Annotated in this window: 10 protein-coding genes; 6 read left to right on the forward strand and 4 right to left on the reverse strand. The window is 61.6% G+C overall.

The window, feature by feature from the left end:
• Positions 1-37 precede the first annotated feature (37 nt).
• From M3149_RS07845 to istB, 3 genes are read left to right on the forward strand one after another with little or no spacing between them, the layout of a single operon-like run.
• A complete protein-coding gene (locus M3149_RS07845; RefSeq protein ID WP_155885301.1) occupies positions 38-409 on the forward strand; it encodes a hypothetical protein in 372 nt (123 codons plus the stop codon).
• A gap of 4 nt (positions 410-413) precedes the next feature.
• Positions 414-1,946 carry an IS21 family transposase gene (istA, locus tag M3149_RS07850; RefSeq protein ID WP_026437514.1) on the forward strand — a complete coding sequence of 511 codons (1,533 nt, stop codon included), beginning with the start codon at positions 414-416 and terminating at the stop codon, positions 1,944-1,946.
• A gap of 2 nt (positions 1,947-1,948) precedes the next feature.
• On the forward strand, positions 1,949-2,701 hold the full coding sequence (gene istB / locus M3149_RS07855) for an IS21-like element helper ATPase IstB (protein ID WP_026437513.1): 753 nt from the start codon (positions 1,949-1,951) through the stop codon (positions 2,699-2,701).
• Positions 2,702-2,932: 231 nt separating this feature from the next.
• On the opposite strand, the gene M3149_RS07860 is transcribed toward istB, so the two are convergent.
• Together M3149_RS07860 and M3149_RS07865 are read right to left on the reverse strand one after the other, a co-directional pair.
• Positions 2,933-3,565: a CDP-alcohol phosphatidyltransferase family protein gene (locus M3149_RS07860; RefSeq protein WP_026437512.1), complete on the reverse strand. Its 633-nt coding sequence runs from the start codon at positions 3,563-3,565 to the stop codon at positions 2,933-2,935.
• Positions 3,566-4,046: 481 nt separating this feature from the next.
• Positions 4,047-4,778, reverse strand: coding sequence for an FMN-dependent NADH-azoreductase (locus M3149_RS07865; RefSeq protein WP_081679744.1), 732 nt, complete (start codon positions 4,776-4,778; stop codon positions 4,047-4,049).
• 180 nt (positions 4,779-4,958) lie between these two features.
• On the opposite strand from M3149_RS07865, the gene M3149_RS07870 reads away from it, so the two are divergent.
• Positions 4,959-5,855, forward strand: a complete 897-nt coding sequence (locus tag M3149_RS07870) for a LysR family transcriptional regulator (protein WP_251708768.1) — start codon at positions 4,959-4,961, stop codon at positions 5,853-5,855.
• A gap of 660 nt (positions 5,856-6,515) precedes the next feature.
• Here M3149_RS07870 and M3149_RS07875 read toward each other — a convergent pair.
• Both M3149_RS07875 and M3149_RS07880 read right to left on the reverse strand, forming a co-directional pair.
• Complete coding sequence (locus M3149_RS07875) at positions 6,516-7,031, reverse strand: HAD domain-containing protein (protein ID WP_026437720.1); 516 nt, start codon at positions 7,029-7,031, stop codon at positions 6,516-6,518.
• A complete protein-coding gene (locus M3149_RS07880) occupies positions 7,028-7,561 on the reverse strand; it encodes an HAD domain-containing protein (RefSeq protein WP_081679736.1) in 534 nt (177 codons plus the stop codon). Before M3149_RS07880 ends, M3149_RS07875 begins: the two co-directional genes overlap by 4 nt.
• A 1,390-nt stretch (positions 7,562-8,951) precedes the next feature.
• On the opposite strand from M3149_RS07880, the gene purL reads away from it, so the two are divergent.
• A complete protein-coding gene (gene purL / locus M3149_RS07885; RefSeq protein ID WP_026437717.1) occupies positions 8,952-12,962 on the forward strand; it encodes a phosphoribosylformylglycinamidine synthase in 4,011 nt (1,336 codons plus the stop codon).
• A 195-nt stretch (positions 12,963-13,157) separates the two neighbouring features.
• Complete coding sequence (purF, locus tag M3149_RS07890; protein ID WP_026437716.1) at positions 13,158-14,654, forward strand: amidophosphoribosyltransferase; 1,497 nt, start codon at positions 13,158-13,160, stop codon at positions 14,652-14,654.
• Positions 14,655-14,822: the final 168 nt, after the last annotated feature.

Raw genomic sequence — 14,822 nt, forward strand, 5'->3', positions numbered from 1 at the left:
GATAGCCCAGTAGTTTGGCCTGATCGACTTTCGTACGATGGCCGATCCCCGCATTCGGCGTGCCGATCCAAGTGTCGAGCTTGCCGTTTTGACGGCCCAAACGTTTCTTTCGGCGACGTGGACACTTGTTTCGGCAACGTGGACGGGGATATCGACAACGCGCGCAATGTCGATGGCATCGCGCCGTCATATCAACAGCAACCAGGAGCCTCACCGAGCAAAAAAACTACACGTCCAGAAACGAAAAAGCCCGAGTTGCAGCTCAGGCTTTTTGTCCGGCCGAGGCCAGCAAGATTTGGAAAGATCTCGTGGCATGGAGTATCGGTCGCAGCGTTCGGCACGTCAAGTGCTGGGCGTGCTGGGCAAACTCGTCCTTGCAGCGCGTCCTCCCGCGCTGCGCAAGAAGTGAGTCCATGCGCATTCCAATTCACCTGCAGCGCGAAATCGCCCGCCTGCATTACTACGATCCCAACAGTTCTGACCGCGCCATCGCCGGCACCGTGGGCATGTCGCCTTCCACGATCGGCAGCTTCCGCCGAATGCTGCGAAAGCAGGGGCACGAATGGTCAGCGATCGAGCCGCTTGACGACGATCAGTGGCGAGACACCCTGGGCACGCGCGATCGCTCCATTGCGCAGCGGAAACCTCTGCCCGACTGGCAGTGGGTGCACACGGAAATGCAACGCCCCGATGCGACCATGGAGCAGCTGTGGCGCGAGTGGAGGGAAACATGCCCCGAAGGGGTGGCCTACACCCAGTTCGCGGTCGGATACCGGGCCTGGAGAAAGAATCTTCACGTAGTCATGCGCCGAGTACACCGGCCAGGCGACAAGTTGTTTGTGGACTTCGCTGGCAGGACCGTGGAGATCCGAGACCCTGCTGGCGGCCCCTCTCGGTTTGCTCAAATCTTCATCGCGGTGCTCGGCTACTCCAACTACACCTTTGTGCACGCCGTCCCCACCCAGACGACTGGTGACTGGGTGCAGTGCCACGTCGAGTGCTTTGAGTTCTTGGAGGGGGCACCGTGCTGGGTGGTCAGTGACAACCTCAAGGCCGCTGTCTGGCGCCGCAGCCGCGATGAGTTGGTTATCAACCCGACCTACCGCGACTGCCTCCACCACTACGACACCGCTCCTGCACCCGCCAGGCCAAGGCGCCCAAAGGACAAATCCAAAGCAGAGGTGGGCGTGCAGATCGCGCAGCGCTGGATACTGTTCAAACTGCGCGATCGGGTGTTCTTCAGCATCGACGAGCTCAACAAGGAGCTGCGCCGGTTGAACCACGAGCTCAACGATCATCCGTTCAAGAAACTGCCAGGCTGTCGGCGCAGCAGGTTTGAAAGCGATGAACGCGCTACGCTCAAGCCGCTTGTGCAAAAGCGCTTCGAGTTGTGCGACTGGCGCTATCAAGTCCGCGTGGGCAATGACCACCATGTAGAGCACCTGCGCTGCTTTTACTCAGTTCCCTCCCAACTGGCTGGCGAGCGCGTCGATCTGCGCATCACCGCGTCCATGGTGGAGGTGTTTCGAGGTGGCCGCCGGGTAGCGTTGCACGCGCTGCTCACTGAGCCGGGCAACAGCACCACGCTTCCTGAACACCGGCCTGTGGCCCACCAGCGGGTTCTGGAAGGCGAGCCCAAGGCGCTGATGCAATGGGCCACTGCGGTGGGCGTCAGTGCTCAGGAAATGATCGGCTACCACCTCAACGAGCGGCGCGATCCCGCAAATGGCATGCGCGCTGCCCGACGCATGCGAGATCTGGCGCGGGACCATGGCGAGGATCGCTTCGAGTCCGTCTGCCGCTACGCACTCCCGCTGAACATCACTTCGCTGCGCAGCATCACTTCGATCCTGACCAACCAGGCGGACCTGCGGCCCCGTCCTGCCACGCCACCGCCCCGCATGGAGCACGACAACCTGCGCGGCGCCCAATACTTCGGAGATTAAACATGAGCACCAATACCCAGAACTTGAACAAGTTGCGCGAACTGCGCCTGAACGCCATGGCGACAGCCTATGAACTCCAGCAAGAGCAGGCCAAGCTGCAACAGCTTGCGTTTGACGATCGCTTCGGTTTGCTTCTTGAGTCGGAAGTCTCCACCCGGAATTCCCGCAAGCTCAACCGCCTCGTGAAATCGGCCGGCTTTCCGGAAATTGCCGCATTTGAAGACTATGACGCGCGTGCAAGTCGAGGGCTGGACAAGGCGCTGATGTCAACGTTGGCCAATTGCAGCTGGATCGCGCGAAAGCAGAACCTCATGATCCTCGGGCCCACGGGTGTGGGTAAAACCTGGCTAGCGTCGGCGTTCGGCCACCAGGCCTGTCGGCTGGGCATGACCGTGGCCTTCTACGTGGCCAACGACCTCTTCACCAGCATCGGTCAAGCGGTGCTCGATGCCTCGCTGCCAAAACTCAAAACGGCCCTCTACAAACCCAACCTGCTAATCCTTGATGACTTTGGAATCGGGGAAATGTCCCCAACCGCAGCGCAGGTCTTGCTCGATGTTGCCGACCGGCGCATGCGCACGGGATCTCTGCTTCTGACCAGTCAGTACCCCGCGGACACTTGGCACGGTTTCTTCCCAGATCCAACCGTCGCGGATGCGGTTCTTGATCGCGTGGTGCATCAAGCTCATCGGGTCCAGCTGAAGGGCGAATCGATGCGCAAGATCAGAGGGCGAGCTGCTCTGAATCCTGGCTGATAAGGTCGCGCTTTCCTGGTCGTTACCTTGCAATGGGGCGGCCTGTTCCTACAGCTGCAGAGCGGCTGCAGCCATCGCAAAACTGAGCCAAGCTGGCGTTCCCATATTGATAGGTAGCCGATCGCCAGCTCCAAGGCTAGACTTCAGGAATCGGCCATTTGCTGCCGTTTACGCAGGCAGCTTCCTGGCATCGCCTCCAACGACGTGGTGCTGGATGTAGCCGCAAACTGGTCAGAACTTGGGGATGCGCACGGTCTTGCTGATCATGGCCGTGCCCGACAGCGCGAACAGCAGGCTCATGGGGTGCAACTGCCAGGGCCCAAGTTGCCATACTCCTCCCCACAGTTGCGCTCCCAGCGCTCCCTGCCAGGCGGCCCATGACAGCAATGCAGTGAGGATCACGCTGGTGGGGATCGGCGTGCCTTCAAAGTAGGCCACCTTGCCCGAGTCGGTGGTCAGGTGTTCGGCCGTGACGTTGAAGCGCGCCAACCGGCTGACGCCGCAGCAGACGAAGTAGCACAGGATGACGATGTCCCAACCGCTCTGCAGCCCCGCGGCAAAGCCCAGCGCTGCCGGGCCGACGCCGAAGGAGATGACGTCGGCCAGCGAATCGAGCTCCCGGCCCAGCGGCGAATGCTGGTGACGCCAGCGCGCCACCTTCCCGTCGAAGACGTCGAAGACGAAGGCCAGCGGTGTCATTGCGGCCGACAGCAGAAAGTGCGTAAGCGAGCCGCTGGCCATGTACATCATCGCCAGGAACACAGACAAAACGCCGCAGGCGGCATTGCCCAGTGTGATGAAGTCGGCAAGATGAAAGCTGCGGATCATCGCGAAGCGGCGTGGCGTGGGGGTTGAGGGCGCCATAGCAGAGTCTCCCTAGTTGCTCAATGTTTGAACGTCAGCTTCGACACGTTGGCATCAAGAGCTCGAATGTCCCTGATGGGCCCGAAGCGGACTCCTGGCTAAGCCCGCCAGGTTCCAATTCCAGCATGCAGAACTTGAAAGGAATCGGGGTGTAGCAAGAACACATAATGCTTGCCACCGCCCGCAAGCGGTTCTGGCTGTTTCTCGGAGGTCCAACAGCTCACAACCAAGACCGAGTTTTCGGTCAAGAGCGCCTTCAGTAGCTCTTCACGCGTTGTGTCCGTCAATGAGCGCATACGCCCGATGAGGTTCACGGCCTCAACGGACACATCAGTCGCACAGTACGCATGCGCAGTTGCTTGTGCCCACAACGGATGGTACGAGGCCGCCCTCGACGCCCGAGTTTCGACGTCAGGCGATACCGATTGCATCACGCTTACCTCCGAAAAAGGAATGGCTGTTTCTGGCCGATTGGTGAAGTCTAGCCGGCCGCGCACCTGCCCGGCAAACCAACATGGCAACTGGGCGCCGCAGCGTCAACGCCTACTGGCAGCACATTGTGCGTGTCCACGAGTGTCGAACTGGGTGTCCATCTCCCGCCGTTCCCGCTGTCCAAGAGAAACCGAAATGAGTGTCCAGCAGCGACCGAAATACGCAGCTCACGCAGGTCGACGGCTTTCGCCCCGCCGCCCGCCACCACAGTGACGTCCTCGATGCCGATAACTCCGAGGATGAGCCGAAGGTATTGCGTCGCGATGTCGCGATCCTTTATTGGCGATCCCTCGGAATAGACGCCGCCAGAAGCCATCAACAAGGTCGCCTTCTTTCCTTTGACAAGACCCCGCCCGTCAAAGCCGAGCGTCATGCCCTTGCGTACGATGTGATCCACCCATGCCTTAAGCGAGGCCGGGACGTTGTAGTTGTAGACCGGTGTCGAGATGACAAGGTGCTCAGCCACAAGGAGTTCGGCGACCAGTTCATCGGACAGTCGAAGCTCCTCTTTCATCGCTTGCGATTGATCTGCGGGCGGTGTGAAGTAGGCTTGGAGCCAAGGCGCTGTAACGAAACAGAGCCCGGGATTGGCGAGATCGCGATGCACGATGTGACCTTCCGGATTCGCAGTGCGCCATGCCGTAAGGAAGCGTTGGGTCATTTGACGCGAGACGGACCGGTCGCCGCGTGGGCTGGTCTCGACAACGAGAAGCTTGTTCATCTGAGGGTTCTTTCTTTCGGAATGGGTGAGCAATACACGGGCTGCCGCTGGATGGGCTGAAAAGCTTCAGCAACTGCCGCGCAGAACTACAAGTGGAGTCGTAGCAGTAATTTAGGGGCCGAAATGCTTCACCGGAAGCGATGAAAATGTGATACTTTTAATCAGTTTTGGAGATGGACAATGATTGGAAGTCTCACCCTCGACCAGTTGCGCGTCCTCGTGGCCATTGCCGAGGCCGGCAGTTTTTCAGCCGCCGGCCGCGAACTTAGGCGTGCGCAGTCGGCGATTAGTCAAGCCGTCAGCAATCTCGAGGCAATCCAGGGCGTTGAACTGTTTGACCGCCGAGGGCACCGACCGCGCCTGACTGATGTGGGGCGTGTACTGGTCGATCAAGCTCGGTCGGTGCTCGCAAGTGCCACTCGTTTCGAGGCCATTGCAGCCAGTACGCGCGCGGGTGTAGAGCCAGAGTTGACGATTGCGATCGATCCCCTGGTGCCAACCGCACCGCTGATTGGCAGCTTGCGCGCGCTGAGTGAAACCTTTCCCGATCTCCCGGTGCATTTTTCGACTGAAGGGCTGGGCGGTTCATTACGGCGGCTTCGCAGTGGTTCGGCAGCCATTGCCCTGTGCTTGCTGCTGCCTGGCGTCCCTGATGACATTGCTGCCTATCCGTTGCTGCGCGCTCGAATGCATGCGGTCGTTGCGCCTGGCCACCCTCTTGCTTTGTTAGGACGTCCGGCGACAGAGAGCGATCTCGCTCCGTATGTCCAATTGGTCCTGTCGGATCCGGTCGACCCGGACAGCGCAAATTACGGGGTGGCCGGCACTAGACTTTGGCGATTTGTCGATCTCGGTCGTCGATTCGATTTTCTTTTGGCGGGATTCGGTTGGTGCCGCATGCCTGATCACCTCGTGGCGCCAATGATCGCCGCCGGGGAGCTCACCGCGATCGAGGTTCACGAAGATCCCACTCCGCCCGAAGGACTGATCATCTACGCGGCACACAGGCGTGATCGTGTGCTTGGCTTTGCGGGACGATGGTTACTCGATGAGTTGCGTCGAAGCCTCGTCTCGTGATGAAACCCGCTACGCAGAGAAAGGAGCATCTAGCTACGTTCCTTGTATGTGCGTTGTATGTGGGGCGGCTTGAAACCTCAGTCCGATGACGCAGCACACAAGCTCACTCTTGCTACATCCCAGATCAAAGGCCATTTTCCGAACGAAGTCGTCAAACTCCCTGTCCAAGTAGGCAGTCCGAAGCACCCGTTCATTGCTCGCACGTTCGTCCAAGTCGGTGCCTTTCACTACGCTCAGTGACTCTATGGCCACCGTGCCAGTCATGACTGATTGCAATGCCGCCTGGAGTAACTGACGAAGCAACTCAGCTCCCACGGCATGTTGCTGCATGCAGAGTCTGGCAATTTCCAGATCCACCGCGCGATCTATATAGAAGCTGCGGTTCTCTTGCATATTTCAGATAGTTCAGGAGGCTAGGCATCAAAGCCCTTTGACCTCGACGATCTGAAGCAACCTGGCAGCCGCCCCTCGCGGACGCTTGCCAGCGGTAGGCGACTCCCATCTTCGAAACGTCGAGACACTGACGTTCATCACCGCTGCGAACGCTGCCTGGCTCATCCCTATATTCTTCCTGACAAGCGCGACGCGCTCTGGCGGATAGTCAGGGGGCCTTTCAAAGACGCCTGGAGGAAAATCATCTTTCATCTGGGCACTTCCTGGCTACGGCGCCTTGAGCAGAGCAGCATGGATTATGGGCAAGTGACCCACGTGAAGACCGACGTCAACTCTACAAAGGATGACCCTCTTACTCTTGTCGTGAATGGACTTGCGCAGGCCGGTACCTGAGATCTCATCATCAAGGATGACGTATGGCTCTCCTCGATGGTTGACGGCCAGCCACCTGTCAATTGCTTGTGCACGAGTCTCCCCTCGATTTTGGGGGGCTTCCCAACAATCATGAAGACTGTTGGAAAGAACATCGAGCTCCGTTTGTCTAAAGATGTGCTCGAACCCGTCCCGCCCCAAGAACCGCAGCCAGCTCGTCGTGATGACTACGCGTGCGTGATGCATTGCAATGGCTTCCTTCAAGGTCGTCATCGCCGGCTCGTGAAAAAGGCGCTTCCAGAAACCAGGCGGCGAATCTGCTGAGATCGCGTCGAAGCCCCCCACGTCTTCCGGACGATTCAAGACAATCACTTCGTCGAAGTCCAACATGATGATGGGCCGCAGGCTCATGGTTGGGTCCCTTGGATGCCGCTCAATGCTTCATGACATCTTGCGAGCTTGGTTGCGAGTTCCGCCTGTACGTTGAAATCTGAAAGCCCCGTGGTTCCGTCGCATGCGACTAGGTGTTCCCGAGCCCAGTGCGGCCAGTCAGACACGTCGTCGTCAAGAGCAAGCCATTGGCGAGGCTTTCTGCGTTGGACATCTTCCCAAACCTGCAGCCCCCTGGCGGTGTCTCGAAATACTGAGAGCGAGGCCGGGTCAGCACCGTGGATGCGACGGTGATAAGTCCCTCCGATGAATCGTGATCCAAGCGAGGAGGGCAGACGTTCCAGCGTCTTCGCATATCCAGGGCGAATGCACCAAGTGCTGCTCAGGACCAACGCTACATCCGGGTACGGTCGAAGAATCCCCTCGAGAATGGGTATCCATTCAAACAAGACGCGCCCCGTCTGTATCGGGCTCATGTAGATGCCTCGCTTGGGGTGATAGAGCACCGCTTCATGCTGAACGACGCCATCGAGATCGAGATAAAGCACCACGTCTGCGCTCTGCGGCGTTGAAGCAGGAACGTACGGCCTCTTGGAGTCATGGCTGCTCAACTAGCACTCTTTCATCAGGGGCCTACTCCCGTTCGCGCATCTTGGTGCTCGCAGTAGCCATTCCATTTGCATCTAAACCTCTCAGTGTGCATAGGCGCGAGGCGAATCGAGCGATGTCTCGTCGCGGCACCGGCGTGCCGAAGGCGTGACCGAATGGCACATAGCCGTGTTCCGCTGGGCTTGTTCGTCATGAGCCTTGCCCTTCCAGTCGCCGCTCAGTTCAGTCTCAGCGTCCAATGAACATATCGTATACGATATGAAGGCATTGAATGTGGGATTTGGACAATTGCTGAGTGACCTCGGCTCGCATGCCCAAGCAAGCTGCGTTGGGCGTGCGGAGTGGCTCAAAGAGTGTCGTGATCAGGAAGCGAGGAGGCGGTCTATGGAGCAGACGTGGGTACGGGCGGCGGTACTGGAAGTGCCGCAAATCTATCTGACGGAGTGGTCCGCGTTCATCTGCGGATGGTCCAATGAGGCCAAGCCTTTTTCCACGCACTTGGTCGGACATCGTGCGGCCACTGGTAAGTCACGTGCCAGTTCAGCAGTCCTGATATATGACCCACTGTCGCGTCGAGCTGTGACGGCGAGTGGAAAGGTGTACGAACTTGTCGGCCCTGCCAACCCCCAGTCTGATGCAATCTACATGCGGTCAGAGTGGTTCTCGGTCAACGGCGGAAGGTATGTGCGTGATGCAACGAATGACTTCGCTGTCTAGATGAGGCCAAAGGGAATACGTCTCTCAAGTCAATGTTGTCGATGATGTTCCAAGGGAGTTCCGGGGACGCCGTCCCTGATATCGGAGTACCCGCCTGCAGGTGCGGCGGGGGCCAGCAGTGCCCCGCTGAGTTGCTCAAGCCATCTATTTGCATGGCAAATGTCACGTGCGGTCGGCGAGTCGCGTGAACGGCTCGACCTGATGCACGTGCCAGTCACTAGCGGGAAGTACGTAAATAGCGGATTCTTGGTGCGCGCGATGTCCAAGGCGGCGAGCCAATTTGCGCGCGGGACAGGTGTTGCGGAGCCTCCAGTTGTATTCGTAGACGGCAGACCAAGCGCGCGGCAAGCCTCTCCCGCAAGTCTGCCGATCTTCAGAGTGCTTGCGCCCTGCTACATCCGCAGCGTGAAATAGTTTCTACTTCGGAGGCCAGGAGGGGGCACCTACATGCCTATGGTGCATGCCTCGTCTTTGGAGGTGATGCTCAGGTGCACACGATTGTCCCTTCGACCCCTGTGGCGCAAGGCATCGAGGGCGATGACTCTATAGGTCGCGCGCATAAAATCTCGACTCCGCCCGCGCCTCCCCCGGGTCTACGCACCTCAGGCTCCCAACGTGTCCCTGCACCTGCGCTTTTTTGAAGGCGGCAACGCCGTCAGCGACTTCAAAGTCCAGCAGCTCCTGCCCCGTCTCGCGGGCATTTCCGACAAGATCACCGGCCTCTCGGCCCGCTTCGTGCACCTCGCGAGCTTCGACGGCGAGCCCGACGCGGCGACGCTGCGGCGCGTGGGCGAGCTGCTGACCTACGGTGAACCCAGCACCCCGGCCCACCTGAAGCTGGAAGAGGCCGGCGCGCCAGCCCTGCTGGTGATGCCTCGCCTGGGTACGGTCTCGCCCTGGGCGTCCAAGGCCACCGACATCGCCCACAACTGCGGCCTGGCGCTGCACCGGGTGGAGCGCCTGGTCGAGTACCGCGTCGACCTCAAGTCCGGCCTGCTGGGCAAGAAGGCCAGCCTGTCGGACGACCAGTTGCGCGCTGTCGCCGATCTGCTGCACGACCGCATGACGGAAAACGTCTCGTTCGACCGCAGCCAGGCGCAGGCCCTGTTCACCGAACTGCACGCCTCGCCGATGGAGCAGGTGGACGTGCTCGGTGGCGGGCGCTCCGCGCTGGAGCGCGCCAACACCGACTGGGGCCTGGCCCTGGCCGACGACGAGATCGATTACCTCGTGACCGCGTTCACCGGCCTGAAGCGCAACCCGACCGACGTCGAACTGATGATGTTCGCGCAGGCCAACAGCGAGCACTGCCGCCACAAGATCTTCAACGCGCAGTTCACCATCGACGGCGTGGCGCAGGACAAGAGCCTGTTCGGCATGATCCGTCACACCCACCAGCTGGCGCCGCAGCACACCGTGGTCGCCTACTCGGACAACGCCTCCATCATGGAAGGCAGCGTGGTCGAGCGCTTCGTGGCCCGTGCCGGCGGTGAGGCTTCGCCGGCCTATGCGGCCGAAACCGCCACGCACCATGTGCTTATGAAGGTGGAAACGCACAACCACCCGACCGCGATTTCCCCATTTCCCGGTGCCTCCACCGGCGCGGGCGGTGAGATCCGCGACGAGGGCGCGACCGGCCGCGGCTCCAAACCCAAGGCGGGTCTCACTGGCTTCACCGTCGGCAAGCTCTGGGGTGGCCTCTCCGACCAGCCGGGCGGCAAGCCCGAGCACATCGCCAGCCCGCTGCAGATCATGACCGAGGGCCCGCTGGGCGGCGCGGCCTTCAACAACGAGTTCGGCCGGCCCAATCTGCTGGGCTACTTCCGCGAGTACGAGCTGTCGGTGGACGGCGTGCAGCGCGGTTACCACAAGCCCATCATGATCGCGGGCGGCGTCGGCGTGATCGACGCGACGCAGACGGAGAAGATCGAGTTCCCGGCCGGTTCGCTGCTGATCCAGCTTGGTGGCCCGGGCATGAAGATCGGCATGGGTGGCAGCGCGGCCAGCTCCATGGCCACCGGCACCAACGCCGCTTCGCTCGATTTCGATTCCGTGCAGCGCGGCAACCCCGAGATCGAACGCCGCGCGCAGGAGGTCATCAACCACTGCTGGCAGCAGGGCGCGAACAACCCCATCCTGGCGATCCACGACGTGGGCGCAGGCGGCCTGTCGAACGCCTTCCCCGAACTGACCAACGACGCGGGACGCGGGGCGCGCTTCGACCTGCGCGCCGTGCCGCTGGAAGAAAGTGGCCTGGCGCCCAAGGAAATCTGGTGCAACGAAAGCCAGGAGCGTTACGTGCTGGCGATCGCACCCGAGTCGCTTGAGGTGTTCAAAGGCTTCTGCGAGCGCGAGCGCTGCCCGTTTTCCGTGATCGGCGTCGCCACCGAAGAACGCCAGCTGGTGCTGGCCGATGAAGCCCAGCAGAGCCCGGTCGACATGCCGATGAACGTGCTGCTGGGCAAACCGCCCAAGATGCACCGCGACGTCCAGACCGTGGCCCGCGCGCCGGCGCCCCTGGACCTCACCGGTGTGGACCTGCAGAAAGCCGTGATCGACGTGCTGAGCCACCCGACGGTGGCCTCCAAGCGTTTCCTCATCACCATCGGTGACCGCACCGTGGGCGGACTGTCGCACCGCGACCAGATGGTCGGCCCCTGGCAGGTGCCGGTGGCGGACTGCGCCGTGACTCTGGCTGATTTCAAAGGCTTCGCGGGCGAGGCCATGAGCATGGGCGAGCGCACGCCGCTGGCCGCGCTCGACGCCGCGGCTTCTGGCCGCATGGCGGTGGCCGAGGCCATCACCAACCTGCTGGCCGCGCCGATCGAACTGCCGCGCGTGAAGCTCTCCGCCAACTGGATGGCCGCCTGTGGTGAACCGGGCGAAGACGCTGCGCTGTACGAGACCGTGAAAGCGGTCGGCATGGAGCTCTGCCCGGCGCTGGGTATTTCGATTCCCGTGGGCAAGGACAGCCTGTCCATGCGCACGCAGTGGAAAGAGGGCGGTGACACGAAGAAGGTGACCTCGCCGGTCAGCCTGATCGTGAGCGCCTTCGCCACGCTGGCCGACGTGCGCGGCACGCTCACGCCGCAGTTGAACAACGCCCTCGAAGACACCACGCTGGTGCTGATCGACCTCGGCAAGGGCCGCCACCGCATGGGCGGCAGCGTGCTGGCCCAGGTGCTGGGGCAGGGTGGTGGCGAGGCGCCGGATCTCGACGACGCCAAGGACCTGGTGAGCCTGGTCAACGGGGTCAACGCCCTGCGCGCGCAAGGCCAGATCCTGGCCTACCACGACCGAAGCGACGGTGGCCTGCTGGCCGCCGCGGCCGAGATGGCCTTTGCCGGCCACGTGGGCGTGGCGCTCAACGTGGACCTGCTGGTCACCGAAGGCGACGGCATCAGCGACAGCCGCGCCGAGATGGGCGACGCCAAGAACTGGGCCGGCCAGGTCAGCGCGCGGCGCGAGGAACTCACGCTCAAGGCGCTGTTCAGCGAAGAGTTGGGCGTGCTGCTGCAGGTCAAAACCGACGACCGCAACGCGGTGATGCAAACCCTGCGCGAACATGGGTTGAACAAACACAGCCACTTTGTCGGCAAGACATGCCCGGCCAATTCGGCAATCGAGGCGGGCAAGGGACAACTGCAGGTCTGGCGCGAAGGCAAGGCCGTGTTCTCGGCCAGCCTGTTCGACCTGCACCAGGTCTGGGACAGGGTGAGCTGGAAGATCAACCAGCAGCGCGACAACCCGGCCTGCGCCGACGCCGAACACGCGGCCGCCGGCCGGCCCGAAGACCCGGGCCTGCACACAAAGCTGAGCTTCGACCTAAACGACAACGTGGCCGCGCCGTTTCTCAATCTAACGCGGCCGCGGGTAGCTATCCTGCGCGAGCAGGGTGTGAATTCGCATGTGGAGACGGCCTATGCCTTTACCCAGGCCGGCTTCGAGGCCTACGACGTGCACATGACCGACCTGCAGACCGGCCGCGCGAAACTGGCCGACTTCAAGGGCGTGGTCGCCTGCGGCGGCTTCAGCTACGGCGACACGCTGGGTGCCGGCATCGGCTGGGCGCGCAGCATCACCTTCAACCCCGGGCTGTCGGCGCAGTTCCAGGGTTTCTTTGCGCGCACCGACACCTTCGCTCTGGGTGTCTGCAACGGCTGCCAGATGTTCGCCGAGCTGGCCGACATCATTCCCGGCGCCGAGGCCTGGCCGCGTTTCACCACCAACCAGAGCGAGCGCTTCGAGGCGCGGCTTTCGATGGTGGAGGTGCTCGAATCGCCCAGCCTGTTCCTGCAGGGCATGGCCGGCAGCCGCCTGCCGATCGCCGTCGCCCATGGCGAGGGTTATGCCAACTTCCATCATCGGGGCGACGCGACCAAGGCCATCGCCGCGATGCGCTTCACCGACAACACCGGCGCAGCCACCGAGGCCTACCCATTCAACCCCAACGGCAGTCCGGGCGGCCTGACCGCCGTGACCACGGCCGACGGCCGCTTCACGGCCATGATGCCGCACCCCGAGCGCGTGTTTCGCAACATCCAGATGAGCTGGACCGACCAGGACCCGACCGCCCCGAGCGCCTGGACGCAGATGTGGCGCAATGCTCGCCAATGGGTCGGCTGAGCAAAATCTCCCGGGGCTCCGACGCATGACCATCGAAATTCCCAAAGACGCGCGTGCCGTGGCGATCGCCTCGTTCAAGAGAGGCGGGGGCGCCTGAGGCAGGGTGGTCACGGAGCATGCCATCAAGCACTTGTTACCAGAGCCAGTGGCCCGAAATGTTGCTTAGAACGGTTTGATTTTTTGAGGGATCGAAACATGTGTGGAATCGTGGGTGTGGTCAGCAAAACGCCAGTCAACCAACTGATTTACGACGCCTTGCTGCTGCTGCAGCATCGCGGCCAGGATGCGGCCGGCATCGTCACCCAGCAGGGACGCAAGTTCTTCATGCACAAGGCCAAGGGCATGGTGCGTGACGTGTTTCGAACCCGCAACATGCGTACGCTGCCCGGCATCTGCGGACTGGGTCAGGTGCGCTATCCCACGGCGGGAAACGCCTATAGCGAAGAAGAGGCGCAGCCCTTCTACGTGAACGCGCCCTTCGGCCTGGTGCTGGTGCACAACGGCAACTTGACCAATGCGAAGGCGCTGAAGCAAGAACTGTTTCAAACTGACCACCGCCACATCAACACAGAGAGCGACTCGGAAGTGCTGCTCAACGTGCTGGCGCACGAACTGGAGAAGGTCACGCGCGGCATCACCTTGAAGCCGGCCGACGTGTTTGCCGCTGTGCGCGGCGTGCATCAGCGCGTCAAGGGTTCATACGCAGTGGTAGCGATGATCGCAGGCCACGGCCTGCTGGCCTTTCGCGATCCGTTCGGCATCCGCCCGCTGTGTGTGGGCCACAACGACCAGGGCAGTGTGATGGTCGCCAGCGAATCGGTGGCACTCGAAGGCAACGGGTTCGAGCTCGACCGCGACGTGCTGCCCGGTGAAGCGGTGTTTGTCGAAATGGAAGGCAAGGTGCACTTTCAGCAGTGCGCCGATAAGGTCAGCCACAACCCCTGCATTTTTGAGTTCGTCTATCTGGCCCGACCCGACTCGGTGCTGGACGGCATCTCGGTCTATCAGGCCAGGCTGAACATGGGTGTGACTCTGGCCAAGCGTGTGGTCTCCACCGTGCGGCCGAGTGACATCGACGTGGTCATTCCGATTCCAGAGACATCTCGCCCGAGCGCCATGGAGCTGGCCCAGTTGCTAGGACTGCCGTACCGCGAAGGCTTTGTGAAGAACCGATACGTCGGCCGCACTTTCATCATGCCGGGGCAGGGCGTTCGAAAAAAATCGGTGCGCCAGAAGCTCAACGTGATCGGCAGCGAGTTCAAGGGCCGCAACGTGCTGCTGGTGGACGACTCCATCGTGCGCGGAACCACCAGCCGGGAGATCGTGCAGATGGCGCGCGACGCCGGCGCCCGAAAGGTGTACCTGGCCAGTGCTGCGCCTCCAGTGCGATATCCGAACGTTTACGGAATCGACATGCCAACAACCGACGAATTGGTGGCGCACAACCGCACGGTGGAAGAGGTCCGCGAGAGCATCGGCTGCGATGCATTGATCTACCAGGACCTGGATGCGATGACGCAGGCCATCGGTTCGCTCAACCCCAAGCTCACCGGTTTTGACGCATCGCCTTTCGATGGCGTGTACGTAACCGGTGACATCACGCTGGAAGACATTGCGCGCTTGAATGCCGGGCGTGACGTGCACGAAGAGGGCGACGGCGACACCTCGCGTCTGGCGCTGCCCAACGCGTAGCTTGCCTGAGTGCTCCGGTTGGGGGTGGTCGTACTTTTCGTGCAGATTGGTGCGCTTTCGCCTGAAGCCCAACATCCATGCGGGTTCCCGCGGGTCGCCACCCCCGCAAGCTGATCACTCAGTTGGGTTGACGGAAGCCGCGGCGGTACATTGACCGCCCACCTGCCG

This window comes from Hydrogenophaga intermedia, from assembly GCF_023715105.1.
In the GTDB taxonomy this organism is placed as follows: domain Bacteria; phylum Pseudomonadota; class Gammaproteobacteria; order Burkholderiales; family Burkholderiaceae_C; genus Hydrogenophaga; species Hydrogenophaga intermedia_A.